An 18,711-nucleotide genomic window follows, 5' to 3' on the forward strand; every position below is an offset into this window, starting at 1 on the left:
TGCGGGCGAGAGGACTTCACCAGCCGCCTCCAGCTGCTCTATGATGCTCATGGGCCACAATATGTAGTGGCTCATGTGAACAAAGTCTACAGTTTTGTACAACCCACTGAACGGTTACGCCGCGACTTCAGTCGCCCCAGCAGGGCCGAGGCCGTCAGTTCCGCGCGTACGTCGTCCAGCCGGCGTACCACGGCGTGCCGGTGCCCGCGACGGCGCCCACGTAGTTGACCGTGGTGAAGAAGCCGTCGTTCGGCGGGGTGGCCGCGGCGCCTGCCGCCAGCGCGGGGGAGCCCGCGGCGGGCACGAAGCTGGGGGCATCCAGGTTGAAGGGGTTCGTCAGCTGCGCGTCCGCCACCTGCGTGACGCTCCATCCCGCCGACGCGCGGCAGGTGGCTTCGTTCGCGTCCGCGTCGGGATCGTCGAGCGAGGTCAGGTTGCTCGCGAGCGTGTTGGCCACGCGCAGGTCGCCGGTGCCGCAGTGCGCGGCGGTCAGCGCGTCGTCGATGTCGAAGGCGTACGCGTAGCCGGTGATGATGGCGTTCATCACGTCGCCGCGCGTGCCCCGGCGCAGGTGCATGCCCACGGGGCTCTTGCCCGCGGCGCCGCGCCCGTTCCGCCCCACCAACGTCACGTTGTAGATGGAGGGGTCCGTCCAAGGCTGCGCGTCGAAGGTGGTCTCGTTGTTGTCGACCTCGAAGCCCTTGTCGCCCAGCAGCGTGTCGGCCTGCGCGATCCAGAACTGCCCCTTCCCTGCCCACCCCGTGGAATAGTCGAAGGCGTCGTCGTCCTGGCCGGTGACCATCGCGTAGCGGACGTTGACGGTGCCGCCGAACCACTCGATGCCGTCGTCCAGGCCAAAGTGCACCTGCACGTACTCAATGGTGGTGCCGCTGCCCACACCGTTCAGCGTCAGCCCGTTCAGCTCGTTGTTGGGGCTGACCTCGTAGCCCGCGTACTCGATGCGCACGTAGCGGAGAACGCCGCTGTTGTCGTTCTGCACCGTGCCGCCGTACGTGCCCGAGCTTCCCTCGCCCGAGCAGGGCTGCGGGAAGTTGCAGTTGGAGCGGCCGTTAATCACCAGGCCGCCCCAGTCGCCGCGGCGCCGATTGCCGGGTTCCCGCATGCTGGTGAACACGATGGGCTCCGCGGCGGTGCCGTTCGCCACGATGCGCCCGCCGCGCCGGATCACCAGGTAGCTGACGCCGGCCAGCGTGTCACCCACCAGCTTCGTCCCAGCGGGGATGGTGAGCACCGCACCGGAATCCACCGTCACCGGCCCGCTGATGACGTACAGCGTGTCCTTGGAGAGGGTACGAGTGCCGTCCTTCGCGAGGTTCACCAGGTTCGTACGCTTCTCTCCCACGGCCAGCACGAATGGGGTGCTGGCGCCGGAAACGTCGCCGCCGCGCACGGCGACGACGCTGTAGCTGTAGGTGTTTCCCGGCGTCACGGTGTCGGCGTACGTGGTCGCCGTCACGCCGGTGTAGGTGACACTGGCGCTCCGCGTGACGTTCTGCCGCTGGATGGTGTAGCTCTCGGCGCCGCTCGCCGGCTGGAAGGTCACCATCGCCTTAGCGCCATCGTACGCCACCGCAAGGTTGGCCGGTGCGCCGAGCGGCGCATCGGCGGGATCGCCGTCGCAGGCCGCCACGCCGCCCGCCAGCACCGCCGCGAGCACCACGTTCGCCAGTCTGCTCATCCGCATCCGCATCGTCTCCTGTTGGGTGGTCGAGATCTTCGTGGACATCAGCGTCCCGGCTCCCACGAAAGGGAGAGCGAGATCGCACGTCCAAGGTCATACTGCCGTGTGGTGACCGTGTCACCGTTGGGGAACGACTGTGTGTAACGAACCTCCTGCCCCAGCAGGCGGGTCGCGGAAAGCTTCATCTCGAACCCGCGCGGAAGCCGCTGCTCCACCGTCAGGTCCAGCTGCGTGCGGCCTTCCTCGTACACGTCGGGAAGCGCCAGCCCGCCGAACGCGTCCAGCCGCCGGCCGAAGCGGTTGAAGAGCACCGTGGCCGTCGTGCCGCTGCGCTGCCCGTCCCACGTCAATCCCGCGTTCACCACGTACGGCGACTGCCCGAAGAGCGGGCGCGCCCGGCTGCTGGCCGAAACGGTGTCGGGGGTGAGCGGGTCGTCGAAGCGGTAGATCACCGTCTGCCCCACGCTGGTCTGCGAGTGGACCAGGGTGAGGTTGGCGTTCACCGAGAACTCCTGCAGCGCCGGGAGCAGGCGGCCCAGGTTGGTGCGCGCCTCCAGCTCGGTGCCGTACAGCTCTGCGCGGTCGCCGTTGGCGTAGGTCTGCGCCGGGTTGGTGCCCAGCACCAGCGCCAGCGGCTCGATGGGATCGTCGAAGCGCTTGTGGAAGGCGCTGGCGGCGAGCACCGAGCCGGTGCCCAGGAACCACTCCCAGCGCAGGTCGGTGTTGATGATGGAGGTGCGGCGCAGGTACGGGTTGCCGACGACGACCGCGCCGCCGAAGTAGTCCACGTACAGGTAGGGCGCGAGCTCGCGGAACTGCGGGCGGGCCACCGTGCGCGACGCCGCGGCGCGCAGGTTCATGTCCGGCGTGAGCTCGTAGGTGAGGTTGATTCCCGGCAGCAGGTCGACGTTCTCCAGCTCCGCGCGGGGAAGCGCGCCTTCCACCCGGTTCAGGCGGTTGACGGCCTGCGTGGCGATGCTGGCCTGCTCCACCCGCGCGCCGCCGGCGACGCGGAGGCGCGGGAGCAGCTGGAAGTCCGCCATCAGGTAGCCGGCGAAGACGCTGAAATCGGAGTCGTAGTTGTCGCCGGCGAAGGTGGCCTCGTCCAGCGTCAGCTGCCCCGGCTGGTCGCCGAAGTTGCCGGCGGCGAACAGGTCGTTGGGCGCCAGCGCCGCGTCGTCGTTGCCGAGCGCCACGATGGGGCGCACGCGGATCCGCCGCGCGTACACGGTGCGGTCGCGCACGTCCGCCGCCCCGCCGAGGGACAGCGTGGCGCCGGATCCCAGGAAATTAGCGGGGAGCTTCAGGTCCACCCCGGGGTTCCACCCGCGGTCTTCCAGGTCCTGGTGAAGGATCTGCCCGCTCTCCGAGACGTCCTGGAACAGCCGCGCCCCGCCTTCTTCGGGCGACGCGTAGACGGTGGTGCGGGTGCCGGGCTCGTAACGGCGGGAGAAGGAGAAGGGGAGGCGCCAGCGCAGGGTGGCGTCGCCGAACGGAAGGAGGTGCTGCCCCCGGAGCTGCGCGTTCGCCATCGTGTTTTCCACGTAGCGAAGCCGCGTCTGGTCCAGGAAGGGGCCGCGGTTGGCGTAGAAGCCGCTGAGGGAGCGCGCCTCGGCCTCAGCCAGGTGGTTGTAGACCAGCGTGGCGGTCACCCGGCCGGTGTCGCTGAGGCGGATGCCGCCGTTCAGCAGCGCTCCGACGGTGGTCTCGCGCGCCGTGGCCGTGCTGGAAAGGTCCGTCTGCCGCTCCGGCGCGCCGCCGGTGACGCCGAAGAAGCGCTCGGCGCGGTCCGCCGGCTGCGAGGCGCCGCTGGCCCACGAGAAGGTGCCCATCAGCCCCAGCGGCTTGCCTAAGGCGTCCACCTCGTCCCCGAACGACACGCCCAGGCTGCCGTTGGCGGGAAGGGTGCCGCCGACAGGCCCCCAGTGCGGCCCGGCGATCCCGCTCACCACGCGCTCGCGCGTACCGGCATCGGCGGGAAGCCCGTTCACCTCGGCGTCGCGCGGCAGGCCGGCGGGCAGGTCCATCGCCCCGCCGAACCCCAACAGGTTACCGGCGGGATAGCCCAGCGCCGCGCTTCCCGTCTCGCCCTGCGTCCATCCCATGCCGGACGACAGGCGGAAGACGCGCTCGGTGGGCGCGGCTTTCGTCTCGATCTGCACCAGGCCGCCAGCGTAGTCGCCCGGCTGGTCGGGCGAATAGGTCTTGGCGGTGATCACGCTTTCCAGCAGCGCGGTGGGGATGATGTCGAGGGGAACGGCCTTGCGGTCGGGGATGGGCGAGGGGAGGGCGGCGCCGTTGAGCGTGGTGTTGCCGTAGCGCTCGCCCAGGCCGCGAACGTAGACGAAGCGGCCGTCCACCACCGACACGCCGGGCACGCGCCGCACCACCGCCGCGGCGTCGCCGTCCGGCGTCTGCGACATCTGCTCGGCGCCGATGGCGTCGACCACGCTGGCGGAGTTGCGCCGCTCGGAAAGGAGCGCGCCGGTGCTTCCGCGTTCCGCCTGGGCGGTAACGGTGACGCCGGTGAGCATCAGCGCGGCCGGGGCGAGCGAGACGTTCAGCTCCGCCGTGCGGCCCTCCGCGACGGCGACGCCCGTTACCGTCTTGGGAGAATAGCTGAGGGCCGTCACCGTGACCGAGTGCGTTCCCTGGGGAACGCCGGCCAGCGTGTAACGGCCCTCCACGTCGGTCGACACGCGGGCCTGCGTGCCGGCGACGTTCACCTGCGCGGAGGCGACCCCCTCGCCCTGCGCGTTCACGACGCGCCCGGCGATGCGGCCGGCCTGCGCGGCCAGCGGAGCGGCGGAAACGAGCAGCGCCGCGAAAAGAAGCGCGAGAGCAGCGCGCACGCTGCTCCCGCGGGAGTGGTCGGGACGGATCAACCGGTGAGATGGTCTCACGGAAAGCCCTCGCCTAGGTGCTGGTGGACAAGCTTGGCATCAGCCCGCTGGAGCGGACACCGAAACCTGCCTGACCACCATCACGGCGGAACCTTCCACCGGTCGCGATGCCGTCACGATCGGTCTACGTGGTGGTGACGTCCAGGAACCGGGATTCCGCTAGCGCGGCCGGTTCAGAGTGTAGAGATGGACGTGCTCAACATCCAGCGAGTCGAGAGCGGTGCCGAGCATGAAGTCCCCACCGATCTGCCGCACCTGGAATCCGGCAGGGGTCGCGACGGTCGTAAGCCATCGGCCCTCCCGGTCGAACACGTCCCACCGCCCCTCCGTCGCCCGCGTCACGCGCGGATGCTCGACCCACAAGTAGCCTTCCTCGTCCAACAGCAGCGACTCGAAGGCGGGGAGGGTAGCTCGATGCGGAACATCGGGGTTTCGCTTGGCGAACTGCGCCCGAAGCTGCGGCGGCACACCCGAAAGATCGCGTGGCTGCTCGCGGTAGCTGGCAAGGTCCGCGTTCGTGACCTGGCTGGGGACGTGGGCCCTGCGGATGCGCCGTACCGGGGCTCCGGGCAGCCGATATTCCGTCACTTCGTAGCGGTCGTCGTCGGCGACGAAGTACCGGTTTCCCCCGACCACGAGGTGAACGTCCCGCCCGAAGATCACCTCTTCCATGGTCATGGCGCCGCTCGACGCCAGCGTCACCGTCTCGGGGCCAGGAAACCGCCCGATGGTGTCCCGAGCCTCGCCGCCCGAGGGCCCGAAGCGAAGGTAGACGACCGAATCTCGCCTGGCAGCGGTGGACGCGGACCTGGCGCCCCCTGCCGGCAACCCGGCCGTGAGCACGAACGAGCCGTCGCCCAGGACTCCGATGAACCGGGGAAACAGCCCCAGGCCTGCTGGTGACACTTCATGAGCCAGCTGCCCCGTGTGATCGAAGACCGACACGCGCCGCAGCCGCGGATCCCACACGGCAATGGAGTCGCCGCGAAGCAGCGCAACGTTCTCGACGGCGCGGAACTCCCCGGGCCCTCCACCCTCGCGGCCGATGCTGCGAAGATGGGTACCACGCGCGTCGAACACATGAAGCACCTGCGAACCTTTGTCGGCGACGACGACGCGGCCATCACTGAGGCGCACCGCCCCCGCCACCCCCGTCAGCGTATACGAGCCCTCCCCATCATCTCCGCCGATGCTCAGCAGGGGCGACCGCGACACCGTCCAGGTGGCCCCCTCCCCCTCGTACGGCGCCGTATTCTCCACGACCGGAGCCTCGGGCACGCCTGTGTTGCCGTGGGGCGGTGGGCGGTCGCCACAGCCGCACAGCAGGAGTGCGGCCCCGAGGACCACTCGGACGGCGAATCGGGACGGCATGGGCATCTCCATGGGGGCGAAACTGCACGGGGGTGGACCCGCCGCGGTTTAAGTTCAAAACGTGGGGACGCCTCTACGTCGCTCGCGGCGCCGGAAAGCAGCCCAGCGGGCATGCGCTCCAGCTCCTCGAGGAGTAGCGGCAGCAGCTTTCCCCTGCAGGACCGCCGTGGCCGTGGCGGTTAGCGCGCGAGAGTTCCCGATCAGCTCACAGCGGGTGCACGCTGAGCCAATCAAACACGTTCGTCGGCGGAGGGGCCGACGTGAATCGCTACCCCTGTGGCGGATCTTCGGCCGGGGCCTTGGGGCAGGTGACCTGCTCGCACTTGCAGTTGCTGCCGCTGCAAACACACACCCAGCAGGTGATCTGTGCGTACGCGGGAGGCGGATTGTAGGTGAGCGCGGCCATGCCGGAGAAGAGGCCCGCCACTACCGCCAACCCTGGGGCCATTCGTGAGAGCTTCATGGACATGTGATATCTCGCTATGGAAGGGTGAGATGATGAGATAGGAACTATGTGGGATCCGCGTGCACCCGGACTCTGCAGAGTACGGTGGATTTTCGCACTTGTCAAGCGTTACGTCTCAAAAGGGACGGGAAACCCAGGGGCATCGACTGGCGCTGTCCTCGTTCGTTTCACGCCGGCCGCGATACCATGAAGCATTGTACCCGTTTTGGCGATCCAACACTCCGTGCGCGGGCTACGGCAATGCCGCGCACCAAGAGGCGGGACCCTGCTGAAGGGGAGCCCCGAACCGGAGTTCACGCGAACCTGCCACGCCAGCCCGGCAGGTCTGCTTAATGAACGCGCGCCGCTCCCCGTCTCAGAAGGCGAGCTGGAACTGGGCCTTGAAGCTCTGCGCAGACTCCCCGGTTTGCGAATTCCAGAGGTCGTAGTTGAGCGAGAACCGGTTGAGGCCGCCCAGCCACAGGTTCACGCCGGGGGTGATCAGCGTGCCTCCGCTGGCGCCCAGCCCCTCGGCGGGTGCGTCGTCGGCATCGATCTCGGCGTAGCTCACCCGGAACATGGGCTCGACCCCAGAGATGGCGCGCGAAACGCGGCCCATCCGGTAGCCCAGCCACCCCTGCGCGCCCACGAACCGAGCACCCAGGAACGGATCGAAGTCGCCCGCCACCACCTCGCCCAGCAGGTGAAGCCCGCCCCGTTCGCTGCCGATCTCCACGTCGGCTTCCCATGCATCCCCACGCCGCACCTCGACCTCGTCTTCGCCCGTCGCGAAATCGCGCGCCGAGTACGAGGCGTTCAGCTTGAGGTTGGGCGCGGGCGCCACGCCCACGCGGGCGACGACCTGTCCGGTGTTCTCGTTGGGGAAGTCCGCGCGGGCGGGGCCGTTGAACCACCCCACCGCGTACGACAGGCCCAGCGGCGCGCCCGCCGGCTCACCGCGCAGCTGCAGCCCCACGTCACGGTCGCCGTATCCGAGGCCCGAAACCAGGTTCCACTCGTCGTACTCGTCCGAAAGGCCGCGGATGCGCACCCCGCGCTCGATGGGCAGTATGCGCGAGCTGCTGTACATCGTCATGATGCTGAACGGCCGGTACGCCTGGCCCGCCCACACCATCAGCGCGGGGTCCAGCGCGAACCGCACGTACGCGTCGCGGATGCTCACGCGGCTCCCCGCGAACTCCGGGCTGATCTTGCCGCTGACCACCCGGTTGAACTGCAGCGTCGCTTCCAGGCGCACCCGGCGCAGGGCGGTTTCGGCCCGCGGCACGTCGTCTTCCGACGAGGTGTTGAACTGCGTTTGGACGCGGCCGTTGAACGTCAGGCGCGACGAGTCGGGGCCCGCGATGGTGAATCCCTGGGCGGTGGCGGGCGCCGCGGCCAAGCAGAGGGCGAGAGCGAGGGCGGGAACGCGGATTCGCGGTGCGGGCATGGGCGAGAGGTCGCTGGATCGTGACGAAGGCGTGACACAATCGCCAGAATACCGCAACCACGACACGAATGCACGTCCGCCGTGTCACGTCCGCGTAACGGCAACGGCTTCGTCACGATTCGTCGTCCGTGTCCTCCATCTCCTGCTCTCCCGTGTCCGCGTCGTCGGGGGCGGGGAAGGTGAAGCGGATGGTCGTGCCGCGGCCCAACTCGCTCTCGGCCTCCACCCGCCCGCCGTGCGCCTCCACCAGGTGGCGGACGATGGAAAGGCCCAGCCCCGTGCCTCCCTCCGCCCGCGACCGGGCCGTGTCGGCGCGGTAGAACCGCTCGAAGATGCGGGGCAGGTGCGCGGAGGGAATTCCGCTGCCGTCGTCGCGCACGGAAATCTCGATCGCCGTCCCCGCGCCGCAGCGCGCATGCAGCTCCACAGACCCGCCCTCGGAAATGTAACGCAGCGAGTTGCCGAACAGGTTGCTGAAGATCTGCCGCAGGGCCGACGGATCGGCCCACACGAACTCGCACTCGTGCGGCACCTGGGCCGAGAACCGGGCGCTCTTGATCCGGACCCCCTCCTGCACACCCGCCCATGCTTCGGCGGCGAGCTCGGTGATGGAGACGATCTCGGGCTCCACCCGCCACCCGCCGGACTCGATGCGCGACAGGTCCAGCAGGTCTTCGACGATGCGCTGCAGGCGGTCGGCGTTGGCCTTGACGGTCTGCGTGAACTGGCCGCGCAGGTCTGCCGGAAGGTCGGGGTCCAGCAGCGTTTCGGCGTAGCCGCGGATGGCGGTGAGCGGCGTCTTGAGCTCGTGCGAGGCGTTGGCCACGAAGTCGCGGCGCACGTCCTCCAGCCGCCGCAGCTCAGACACGTCCAGGAACACCATCACCGACCCGCCGCTGGGAAGCGGCTGCGCAGTCGCCAGCAGGTTCCGGCCGTCGTGCGTCAGCTCCCGCGGCGGCATGGACTGGCCACGCAGGGCGTGCTTCACCAGGTCGGCGAACTCCTGCTTGCGCGCCACCTCGCGGGGAAGCAGCCCGCGCGGGTCCGGCGGGAGGGAAAAGATGCGCTGCGCGGCGGGGTTGGCGCGCTGCACCCGGCCGTCCGCATCCACCGCGATCACCGCCTCGGCCATGGCGTCGATCAGCACCTGCATCTCGGCGCGCTCGCCTTCCAGCTGGCGCAGGCGACGCTGAAGCTCGGAGGCCAGGGTGTCGAGCGCGTCGGCCATGGCGCCCAGCTCGTCCTGCTCGCCGCTCCGCGCGCGGAGCGCCAGGTCGCCCCCCGCCATCGCCCGCGCCACGCCGGCCATCCGCCGCAGCCGGTGCGTCACCGCGCGGCTGAACCCGAACGAGAGCACGCCGGTGAGCGCCAGCGCCAGCATTCCCACGCTGAAGATGCCGCGCTGCACCCGCACCACCATGCGCCGCACCTCGTGCAGCGGCACCGCCAGGCGCAGTACCCGGCCATCGGGGGTGCGGCGCGCCAGGTACAGGTGGTCGATGCGCACGGACGTGCTCATCCGCACGGCGAGCCCCACCCCGCCGGCCAGCGCGGTGCGCACCTCGGGGCGGGAGGCGTGGTTCTCCAGCTGCTGCGCGCTCTCCGCCGGCAGCTCCGAGTCACCGAGCACGCCGCCGTCCGGGCCGATCAGCGTCACGCGGCGGCCGGAGAGCGCGCCCAGCCAGTCGGCGACGGAGTCGGGGGGCGCGGCGCGGCGCATGTCGTACAGCGAGGTGGCCAGCGCCAGCTCGCGCTGAACGTCGGTGGCCATCAGCCCGGTCAGGTGGCGCCGCAGCAGGGCGCCCACGCCGAGCGTGAGCGCCACCACCACCATGGCGATCACCACGAGGTAGGTAAGGAACAGCTTCTGGTCTACGCGAAGCCGCATGACGGCGAGCCGGTGTGAGGATGGGGAGACTTCGTGCGGGATGAGGCCGATCTCCGCGCATGCCTCGGCCGCCCCCCATCCCCAGCCCTTCCCCCGCAAACTGCGCGGGGGAAGGGAGCCAGTTCGGTGCGTCAGGCGGCGGACCGTGCGCGGGCTGGCACCCTGGCGAGGCTCGATGCGATGCCATGGCTCCGGCGCAGTCCCAAGATGGCCCCTCCCCCTCCCCTCCCCCAGCAAACTGCGCCGGGAGAGGGGAGACTTCGATCGGGGTTCGACTGGGTGCCTCGCATGCTGATGGAGCCCCCTCCCCCCGGCCCCCGTCCCCCGCTTCGCAGGGGAGGGGGAGACCTGAACCGCGCTTCGGCTCGCCCCACGCACTCGACTGTGCATGCAGTCCGCGAAGGCGGACTTCGGGCCGTCGTTGCCGCGACTTCCGTCGCCCCAGCGGGGCCGGGCCGCTGCTCTGTGCTCGCCGCCGCACTACAACTCGAAGTGTACCCCCTCTCCCACGCTGTTTGTGGGAGAGGGTGGCACGCGTGTCAGCGCGGCCGGGTGAGGGCCCCACGGCAGCCGAGGCCTCTGCGTCCGTGACCGCTGCCGCGCCCTGGCTGAAAGGTAGCCGCGGCTAGATCCTTCGGCCCGCGACGGAGGTACTATGGGCCGGTTCGGTGCGACTGGGCCTCAGGATGACAGGCTCTGACGCGGCCCCTGCCCTCAACAGAATCGCTGCCCCGGATCGTCCGGCGCAGCGATGAATCTATCGATCGGCTCGATCGGCGTCAGCGGCCCGGCGATTACTGCGGCGGATCGGTGCGGAACCGGTAGCCGAAGCCGCGCACCGTCTCGATCCAGTCTGCCTGGTCACCCAGCTTGCTGCGCAGCCGCTGCACGTGCATGTCCACGGTGCGCGTGGCAATGTTCGCCGTGACCTCCCACACCGCCTCCAGCAGCTGGCGGCGGCTCTGCACCCGCCCGCGCCGCTCCATCAGGATCAGCAGCAGGCGGTACTCGGTCGGCGTGAGGTCCAGGTCGCGGCCGTCCACCTGCGCCTGCGCCGCGCCCTCGTCGATGGCGAACGGGCCCACGCGCACCACCTTGCCGCCCGTGGTGGCCGGGGGCGCCTGCTGCACCCGCCGCAGCACCGCGGCCACGCGCAGGATCAGCTCCTGCGGCGAAAAGGGCTTCGACACGTAGTCGTCGGCGCCCAGCCGCAGCCCAGCGATACGGTCCTGCTCCTCCTTGCGCGCGGTCAGCAGGATCACGGGAATGTCCTGCGTCTCGGGGCGGCGGCGCAGCTCCTCCAGCACCGCGAGCCCCGACATCCCCGGAAGCATCAGGTCCAGCACCACCAGGTCCGGCCGCTCCACCTCTGCCGCGTGAAGGGCCTCGGGGCCGCTGGCCGCCGTGCGGACGCGGTACGACTCGCGCGCAAGGTGATATGCCACGAGCGCCGAGATGTCGGGCTCGTCGTCTACCACCAGGATGTGTGCGGGCATTCGCATCACGCGCTCGGCTGGCTGGCTGCGGCCGGCGCCGATCACGCCGGTGAACACGCTGGAAGAATGCGGATGGCCGGAAGTGCTCGGCAAGATGCCACTCCTCATCGGAAGCAGGGATCGCGTCACGGTTCCGGGGAGTGTACGGCACGGGTGTAACGGCAGGGTAACGATCCTCGCTCCGCGGAGAAACAGCGGTGGACGTCGATGAGAACCGCCCGAGGACCTTGCCGAATCCTACTCGTGACTGTGCGACAGGTAGTTGCCCAGCACGCGGTTGGTGGCGTTCAGCACCGCTAGCGCCGCGGCGCGGTGCGGGTCGCCGCTGGCCAGCGCGGCGCCCACCAGCGGAGCGCCCTGGTCGGTGCGCATCAGCACGACCACGACATCGGTGTCGAACACGCGGAAGCTCTTGATACCCAGGAGCGAAAACCGCACGCGTTCGCGAAGGATGCCCTCCAGCGCCTTGAGCGTGGCCGTGGCAGCCAGGCGCAGCTCCAGCGGGGGGCTGGCCTCGCCCTCCGCCCGCTCGGCATGGGACTGCGCTCCCCATTCCAGCTCCACCTCCGCGGCCGCCCGGCCGGACCGCGGCGTCGTCATGCGAGCCGCCACGAAGCGCACGCGCTGCCGCTGCTCCGGCGGCGTCAGGTAGGCCAGGTGCACCTCGGCTTCGCCCGCGCTGACCCCGGCCCTGACGAGGACTGACGACACCAGCATGTCGGTGGGCGACTCGGTCCGGTCGCAGACCACGTACACGCGCAGCGGATCGGCGTCCACCACGGCGCGGCGCACGCAGTCGAGCGCCTCCAGGTCAGCGCGCAGGCGCTCGCGCGCGTCGGAGTCCAGCGCGGGTGAGGGCATCGGCGAAATGGACGAGGTTGAGCAGGCAAACCGCGCCGAACTTACGGGACGTCTGCGCGGTGTCGAGTTTCCGGCGCAAAACACGGTCCGCCCGCGGCGGAGTGCCGCGGGCGGACGGGTCTGACGAGGTCCCAGCCGTAAACGTTGCCGCGGCCGCTACTCGCGCGCGGCGGCGTCTTCGCGCCGGCGAAGCCCGGAAAAAGCTTCGGCCAGGCGGATGGAGAACGCGCTCTCGGCGGCGCGGGCGCGCTGCAGCACGGCGCGGATCTGCCCCCGGTTTATCGAAGCGCCGTCGTACCCCGCCGCGAGCAGCGCCTGGATGACGGCTTCGGTGTGAATGCGGCTGCGGTCGTACACGTCCGGAAACACGCGCAATTCCCCGCCCTGCACAACGATGGGCTCGTAGCGGATGGTCAGCGGAACCGGCGCGCGGAAGGTGGACCAGCGCGTGGTGCCGGAGCGGCGCAGGATGGCGTCGATCTCCGCGGGCGCCACCGTGGGCTGCGCACGGGTGTGGAGGAAGCGCGCGAGTTCGATCACGTCGCGGTTGCGCATCCGCACGCACCCGTGCGAGGCGGCCTGGCCGATGTTGGCGGTGTCGGGAGTGCCGTGGATGTAGTAGTACGGCGCAAAGAACAGCTTCACGCGGCCCATGGGGTTGTTGGGGCCCGGGGGCGTGAAGCGGTCGTCGCGCGCCCACTCGCGGTCCGGCGGGCGCCACGACGGGTTCCACTCCGCCCGGCCGATGGTGAACTCGCCGTCGGGCGTGTCGTGGCCGGGCAGGCCCACCGACACGCGGTAGGTGCGCAGCACGCTGTCGCCCTCCACCACGCGCGGGCGGTTTTCGGGGATGTTGATGTCGATGCGCAGCTGCGCCGCCGCCGGGTGCACGGCCGCGAGCACCAGGGCCAGCACCGCCGCCAGGGTTCCAGGTTTCACGTGCGAATGGAGCTGAGGGGAACGTCGGTCTGCCACGAGAAAGATAACGAAGATCGCGCCCACGGGTCTACGGGCGCGGCGGGCCGCGGGATTCAGCCCCATCCACCGGAGCGCGATCGGGGACGCGGTCGGCCGGACACCGGCGCGGCAGCGGTCCCCGTGCAGGGGGGGGCCGACCGCGTCCGAGCTGGCTGCCACGTGCGGGGGGTGGGGCAACTGGATCAGTGTGTGGCGGATCCCTCCCTCGCTGCGGGCCGGGGTGCGCGGGCAGGTTCGGCTTGGCCGCTCGGTCCGGGATGACTCGGCGTCCAATCGGCTGTGGAACGAAAGGCCCCGCTGCGATGCTCCGCGGCGGGGCCTTCGTCGACCGGAACCTCCCAGGCCTCAGGAGTGAACGAGGGCGCGGGCGTAGGCGAGGGCCCCGTGCACCGCGTCGGCCTGGGGGGGGCGCACCCGGCAGGTGTGGCCGGTGTCGCCCAGGTGGCCCGACACCAGCGAGGCGAACAGCTCATTCTGCAGCACGCCGCCGTGAAAGACGACCGGCACTTCGCCCGGCCAGGGCGCCAGGCGCGAGGCGAGCGCGCCCACGTGGCCGGCCAGCTCCGCCGCCTGCGCCCGCACCACCCGCATCGACACGGCATCGCCCAGGGCCGCGGCCTCCAGCACCTCGCGGGCGAGCGCCGCCACGTCAGCCTTTTCCACGCGCCCCGCCCAGGGCGGAATCTCGCGCGCGTGCTCCAACCCCAGCGTGTCGAGAAAGCGGGCCAGCAGCGGGGTAGGCGGCTCGCGCCCATCCACCGACCGCAGCGCCGCCTTCAGCCCCTCGCGCCCCAGGGCGTATCCGCTCCCCTCGTCGCCCACGATCATCCCCCACCCGCCGCAGCGCTCCATCCGCCCGTCCCCGGCGCGGCCGTACGCCACCGAACCCGTCCCGGCGATCAGCAGGATTCCCGCGCCGCCGCCGAAGGCGCCCTCCAGCGCGATCTCGCCGTCGGACGCCACGCGCACCCGCCCGGCGACGCCCAGCTCGGCCAGCGCCTCCTCGACGGCGACCCGCTCGGCCTCGTTCCCCACGCCCGCCAGCCCGGCGCACAGGGCGTCGGGGACGCGGCCCGGGCCCAGGCCGCCGACCGCCTCGCGCACCAGGCCGGCGATGACCTCGGCGCTGCGCTCGGGGTGGCGGGGATCCACCAGCCCCGCCGGCCCCTCGGCGCGGGCCAGCTCGCGGCCGTCGGCATCGGCCAGGACCAGGGTAGTGCGGGTGCCGCCGCCGTCCACGCCGGCGAAGAAGGTTTCGTCCATCCGTCAGCCGGTGGCCTGGCCAAGATCCAGCTGCGCCGCCGGGGCCGGGTGGCCGCCGGTGCCCGGAACCCCGTGGCGCGGCGCCCGGTCCGCCGTCCGCCGCATGGAGGGCGGGGCGCCCAGCGCGCTGGTGGAGATGGTCTCGATCTCCACGGGCTTTCCGTTCCTGCGGATGACGTACGCCTCCATGGCGTAGTACTCGGGGAGGCCCAGGCTGTCGACCATGCGCGCGGTAGAGGTGTTGCGCTCCTCCACGCGCTGCCAGAACTCGCGGTCGTCCTGGCCCGGGAACGGGGCGCGGTCCTTCTGGCTCTGGTGCTTGAAGATGGCCAGGATCTTGTGGCGGAGCTCGTCTTCGGAAAGCGGCACCAGCACGTCGGCCTCGCTGACGGGCCACTCCTGCCAGGCCCCGCGGTAGTACCACACCTCGGGCGCCTCTCCGGAGTACTGCTCCAGCGCGCGCTCCACCGCCTCCAGGCACATGCGGTGGGTGCCGTGCGGGTCCGACAGGTCGCCCGCCACGAAGATCAGCTCCGGCTGGTTCTCTTCCAGCAGCTGCAGCGTGATCGCCACGTCCCGCGGGCCGATGGCATCCTTGCGCACCTTGCCCGTCTGGTAGAAGGGCAGGTTCAGGAAGCAGGCCTGGTCGCGGCGCATGCCGAAGGTCTCGATCCCCGACACCGCCTCGGCCTCGCGGATGCGCTGCTTGATCTTCAGCACCTCGTCGATGTCCACCTGCCCGGGGTGCTTGCTGTCCAGGAAGTTCTCGATGCGCTCCGTCAGCGCCTCGATGCCGCCGTCGCCCAGGGCGAAGTCGCCGCCGAAGCGCCGCAGGAAGTCCATGTAGCGCCGCACCTCGTGGTCGAAGACGGCGATGTTCCCCGAGGTCTGGTAGGCGACGATGATCTCGTTTTCGTTGTGGTGCAGCTTGTTGAGGATGCCGCCCATGGAGATGACGTCGTCGTCGGGGTGCGGGCTGAAGACGATGATGCGCTTGCCCTGCGGCAGCTTGCTCTTGCCGCGCACCTTGGAGATCAGCGCGTTGAACACCTCGCCGTTCAGCGGCCCAGCGGTGCGGTAGCGCGCCAGCAGCGACGACAGGTGGTGCTCGCGGTAGTCGTCGTTGTCGAGCTTCAGGATGCTCTTGCCGGTGGCCTGGCTCAGCCAGATGACGGCGCGGATCTCGAGCTCCCGGTCCCACCGCACCTCGCCCACCACCCACGGCGTCTTGACGCGCGTGAGCTCGGCCGCGGCGGCCGGGTCCAGGTAGAAGGTGGCGTTGCGGTGGTTCTGCAGGTAGGTGGCGGCGATGTCGGGGTCGGGCTCGCCCTCTACCGCGCGCTGGATGATGGTGGCCTTGTGCTCGCCCGTGGCGATCAGGGCGACCTCGCGCGCCTCGAGGATGGAGGCCACGCCCATGGTGATGGCCTCGGTGGGCACGTTGTCCTCGCCGAAGAAGTCGGCGGCGGCGTCGCGGCGGGTGACGGTGTCCAGCGCGATCAGCCGGGTGCGCGACTCCACGCCGGACCCGGGCTCGTTGAAGCCGATGTGCCCCGTCTTGCCGATGCCCAGCAGCTGGAAGTCGATGCCGCCCAGCTCGGCGATGGCCCGCTCGTAGGCGCGGCAGTGCTCCTCGACCTGGTCGCGGGGGAGCGAGCCGCGCGGGATGTTGACGTTCTCGCGCGGGATGTTGATGTGCTCGAACAGGTTTTCCCACATGTACCGGTGATAGCTGTGGATGCTGTCCGGCTCCATCGGGTAGTACTCGTCGAGGTTGAAGCTGACGACGTTCGAAAAGTCCAGCCCCTCGTCGCGGTGCATGCGGATCAGCTCGCGGTAGATGCCGATGGGCGTGCTGCCCGTGGCGAGCCCCAGGACGGCGGGCCTGCCTTCGGCGTTCTTCGCGCGGATGACCTGGGCGATGCGGGTGGCGAGGGTGGATGCGATCTGGTCGTGTTCCAGAATGCGAACGGGGACGCGCTCGCGGGACTGCGCCATGCGGCCTCGTGGTTCAGCGGTTCTCGGGTTGTGTATGGCCGGAGCCTGCCCGGGGCTGCACGGAGCGTGCCCCCCGGGGCACGCTCAACCCCGCATGGATGGGCACTGGAGCGTGCTCCGGCCTGGAGTTGGGGAAAGTAGCACGTGGCGGGGAGAATGGCACGTAGGTTCCCGCTCCCCCCGGCCCCCTCCCCCGCAAACTGCGCGGGAGAGGGGGAGAAAGGGGGAGATAAGATCGTGACTCAGGGCTTTTCGACGGAGTGCCGGTCGCGCCTTGGGAGCCCCCTCCCCCCCGACCCCCCGTCCCCCGCTTCGCAGGGGAGGGGGGAGAACTGCTTGTTACGTGGCGGCAGCCTGGATGCGCGCCAGCACGCCCGCGAGGTCGTTCATGACTTCTTCGTTGCGGAACCGGATCACGCGAACGCCGACCGTGGCTAACGCTTCGGTGCGCGCTTGGTCTCGCTCCCGCTGCTGCTCATGTATCCCGCCGTCCAGTTCAACGCAGAGCCGTACGCGGGGACAGTAGAAATCCAGGATGAACGGCCCGACCGGGTGCTGCCGGCGGAAGCGCAATCCGGCGAGCTGATCCTTCCGGATCGCGCTCCAGAGCCGGTCCTCGGCCGGGGTCAACGCGCTCCGGAGCTCCCTAGCCGCAGCCTGAACCTGCACCGGAGCACGCCACCGTCTCGGACTCCGCATCTCTGCACCGGGGAAAAGGAAACGCGACATACCCGTCGACCAAGCGACACGGCTCCCCCTCCCCTGCGCAGCGGGGGACGGGGGCTGGGGGGAGGGGGCTCCCGCCGCATGCGCCGATCTCTTTCGAACCGCCCCAACCCTCTTGCTTACCCTCCGAAGCGCCAGAGTATGTGTCGCCCCGCCCCGTCTGTCCAGCTTTGTCTTTTCACGTCACGGCTGGGCTGACACCATCCCCACCGCCGTCACGGGGCAGGCGCAGGCGTGGCCCGGCGCGCCTCCCAGTCCACCAGCGGGGCATCGGTGATGGCCGACTGCACCGCATCCGCCACCGTGCGGCGCAGCGGCGTCTGCTTTTGGTTCTGGCTCGTGGGGTTCACCCGCGTGGTCAGCAGGATCACGAACAGCCCGCGCTCGGGATCCACCCACATCGACGTTCCCGTGTACCCCGTGTGCCCAAAGCTGCGGGCCGAAAAGAACCGCCCCGCGCTGGACTGCCCCGCCGGCGTGTCCCACCCGATCGCACGGCTGGCGCCGGGGCCCTGCGGCGCCGTCCACCTCGCGATCGTCTGCGGCTTCAACAGGCGCACGCCCCCGTACTCTCCGCCGTTCAGCAGCATCTGCGCGAACACCGCCAGGTCCCGCACGCTCCCGAACAATCCCGCGTGCCCCGCCACGCCCCCCATGGCCCACGCGTTGGGATCGTGCACCTCGCCCCAGATCAGCCCGCCGCGCGCGCTGTCGCGCTCCGTGGCGGCAATGCGGTCGCGCGGCACCCGCGGCAAAAAGCCCGTCTCGCGCATCCCCAGCGGCGCGAAGACGCGCTCTCGGACGAAGGCATCCAGCGGCTGGCCGGTGATGCGCTCCATCACCAATTGAAGGAGGATCAGGTCCCAGTCGCTGTACACGGTCTGCGCGCCGGGCGCGGACTTCAGCGGGCGAAGGTTGATCTGCTCCAGGTACTGCTCGCGCCCGCGAAACTGCCGGTACAGCGGCGCGAACGCCTCCAGCCCGCCGCGGTGGGTCAGCAGGTGTCGGATGGTGATGCCCGCCTTGGCCGTGTCGGACAATTCCGGCAGGTAGCTGGCGACCGTGCGGTCCAGGTCCAGCAGCCCCTGCTCTTCCAGGATCATCGCCGCCGTCGTGCTCGCCACCACCTTGGTGATGGACGCCAGGTCGAAGAGCGTGCTGTCCGTCACCGCCGCCGACCCGGGGGCCCAGTCCACCGCCCCGTATCCCGCCTGGTGCACCAGCCGCCCGTGCCGGCCCACGGCGATCGCCACGGCCGGCGCGACGGTGTCCACGATCGATTTGCGGGCGAGCCAGTCGAGCGTGGCGGGAAGGGTCCGGTCCAGCCCCGCGGCGTCCGGCGCGGCGGGGGTCAGCACCGTCACCGCCGGCATCCGCGGCGCGGGGGACGGGGCGACCGTGGGGCTGGGCGTGCACGCGGCGGCGCCCGCCAGCGCGGCCAAGGTCAGCAAGCGAACGATCATGGGCGAGTTCGGGGTGTGGGTGGAGCGCGCAATCTTGAATGGAAGATCGGCGGCGTCAAACCCGCGCGGCGCCTGCGTTCGTTCAAGATCGCGGCGCTTGCGCGTTCAATGAACGAGGGCGGAGAACGGCGGGATGTTTAGTGAACGTGGCAGAACGGGCCCCGTGC

The 18,711-nt window shown here is 70.4% G+C and carries 13 protein-coding genes; all 13 read right to left on the minus strand.

Annotation, left to right across the window (positions count from 1 at the left end; translation table 11 throughout):
• Nucleotides 1-154 precede the first annotated feature (154 nt).
• The gene (locus VF632_RS19915) at nt 155-1,705 is read right to left on the minus strand and encodes a hypothetical protein (protein ID WP_331024665.1); all 1,551 of its coding nucleotides are present in this window, start codon (nt 1,703-1,705) and stop codon (nt 155-157) included.
• A gap of 41 nt (nt 1,706-1,746) precedes the next feature.
• The gene (locus tag VF632_RS19920; protein ID WP_331024666.1) at nt 1,747-4,554 is read right to left on the minus strand and encodes a TonB-dependent receptor; all 2,808 of its coding nucleotides are present in this window, start codon (nt 4,552-4,554) and stop codon (nt 1,747-1,749) included.
• A 210-nt stretch (nt 4,555-4,764) separates the two neighbouring features.
• Nucleotides 4,765-5,883, minus strand: a complete 1,119-nt coding sequence (locus tag VF632_RS19925; protein ID WP_331024667.1) for a 6-bladed beta-propeller — start codon at nt 5,881-5,883, stop codon at nt 4,765-4,767.
• A 361-nt stretch (nt 5,884-6,244) separates the two neighbouring features.
• On the minus strand, nt 6,245-6,445 hold the full coding sequence (locus VF632_RS19930; RefSeq protein ID WP_331024668.1) for a hypothetical protein: 201 nt from the start codon (nt 6,443-6,445) through the stop codon (nt 6,245-6,247).
• A gap of 352 nt (nt 6,446-6,797) precedes the next feature.
• The gene (locus VF632_RS19935) at nt 6,798-7,871 is read right to left on the minus strand and encodes a porin (RefSeq protein WP_331024669.1); all 1,074 of its coding nucleotides are present in this window, start codon (nt 7,869-7,871) and stop codon (nt 6,798-6,800) included.
• Between the two features lie 112 nt (nt 7,872-7,983).
• Nucleotides 7,984-9,759 carry a sensor histidine kinase gene (locus tag VF632_RS19940; RefSeq protein ID WP_331024670.1) on the minus strand — a complete coding sequence of 592 codons (1,776 nt, stop codon included), beginning with the start codon at nt 9,757-9,759 and terminating at the stop codon, nt 7,984-7,986.
• Between the two features lie 794 nt (nt 9,760-10,553).
• Nucleotides 10,554-11,348, minus strand: coding sequence for a response regulator transcription factor (locus tag VF632_RS19945; protein ID WP_331024671.1), 795 nt, complete (start codon nt 11,346-11,348; stop codon nt 10,554-10,556).
• A gap of 144 nt (nt 11,349-11,492) precedes the next feature.
• Nucleotides 11,493-12,116, minus strand: a complete 624-nt coding sequence (locus VF632_RS19950; RefSeq protein WP_331024672.1) for a hypothetical protein — start codon at nt 12,114-12,116, stop codon at nt 11,493-11,495.
• A gap of 156 nt (nt 12,117-12,272) precedes the next feature.
• Entirely contained in the window at nt 12,273-13,055 is a 783-nt protein-coding gene (locus VF632_RS19955; RefSeq protein ID WP_331024673.1) for a L,D-transpeptidase, read from the minus strand.
• 384 nt (nt 13,056-13,439) lie between these two features.
• The gene (locus VF632_RS19960; RefSeq protein WP_331024674.1) at nt 13,440-14,357 is read right to left on the minus strand and encodes a BadF/BadG/BcrA/BcrD ATPase family protein; all 918 of its coding nucleotides are present in this window, start codon (nt 14,355-14,357) and stop codon (nt 13,440-13,442) included.
• 3 nt (nt 14,358-14,360) lie between these two features.
• Nucleotides 14,361-16,355: a glucosamine-6-phosphate deaminase gene (gene nagB, locus VF632_RS19965; protein ID WP_331024675.1), complete on the minus strand. Its 1,995-nt coding sequence runs from the start codon at nt 16,353-16,355 to the stop codon at nt 14,361-14,363.
• 339 nt (nt 16,356-16,694) lie between these two features.
• The gene (locus VF632_RS19970; RefSeq protein ID WP_331024676.1) at nt 16,695-17,084 is read right to left on the minus strand and encodes an endonuclease domain-containing protein; all 390 of its coding nucleotides are present in this window, start codon (nt 17,082-17,084) and stop codon (nt 16,695-16,697) included.
• Between the two features lie 212 nt (nt 17,085-17,296).
• Nucleotides 17,297-18,544: a serine hydrolase domain-containing protein gene (locus tag VF632_RS19975; protein ID WP_331024677.1), complete on the minus strand. Its 1,248-nt coding sequence runs from the start codon at nt 18,542-18,544 to the stop codon at nt 17,297-17,299.
• Nucleotides 18,545-18,711 lie beyond the last annotated feature (167 nt).

The sequence above is a fragment of the Longimicrobium sp. genome, assembly GCF_036388275.1.
GTDB lineage: Bacteria > Gemmatimonadota > Gemmatimonadetes > Longimicrobiales > Longimicrobiaceae > Longimicrobium.

Excerpts from the sequence above, each read along its gene's own strand:
- VF632_RS19915 (WP_331024665.1), bottom strand. The coding sequence starts at position 1,705 with ATGCGGATGAGCAGACTGGCGAACGTGGTGCTCGCGGCGGTGCTGGCG.
- VF632_RS19930 (WP_331024668.1), bottom strand. The coding sequence starts at position 6,445 with ATGTCCATGAAGCTCTCACGAATGGCCCCAGGGTTGGCGGTAGTGGCG.
- VF632_RS19935 (WP_331024669.1), bottom strand. The coding sequence starts at position 7,871 with ATGCCCGCACCGCGAATCCGCGTTCCCGCCCTCGCTCTCGCCCTCTGC.
- VF632_RS19940 (WP_331024670.1), bottom strand. The coding sequence starts at position 9,759 with ATGCGGCTTCGCGTAGACCAGAAGCTGTTCCTTACCTACCTCGTGGTG.
- VF632_RS19950 (WP_331024672.1), bottom strand. The coding sequence starts at position 12,116 with ATGCCCTCACCCGCGCTGGACTCCGACGCGCGCGAGCGCCTGCGCGCT.
- VF632_RS19960 (WP_331024674.1), bottom strand. The coding sequence starts at position 14,357 with ATGGACGAAACCTTCTTCGCCGGCGTGGACGGCGGCGGCACCCGCACT.
- nagB (WP_331024675.1), bottom strand. The coding sequence starts at position 16,355 with ATGGCGCAGTCCCGCGAGCGCGTCCCCGTTCGCATTCTGGAACACGAC.
- VF632_RS19970 (WP_331024676.1), bottom strand. The coding sequence starts at position 17,084 with ATGTCGCGTTTCCTTTTCCCCGGTGCAGAGATGCGGAGTCCGAGACGG.
- VF632_RS19975 (WP_331024677.1), bottom strand. The coding sequence starts at position 18,544 with ATGATCGTTCGCTTGCTGACCTTGGCCGCGCTGGCGGGCGCCGCCGCG.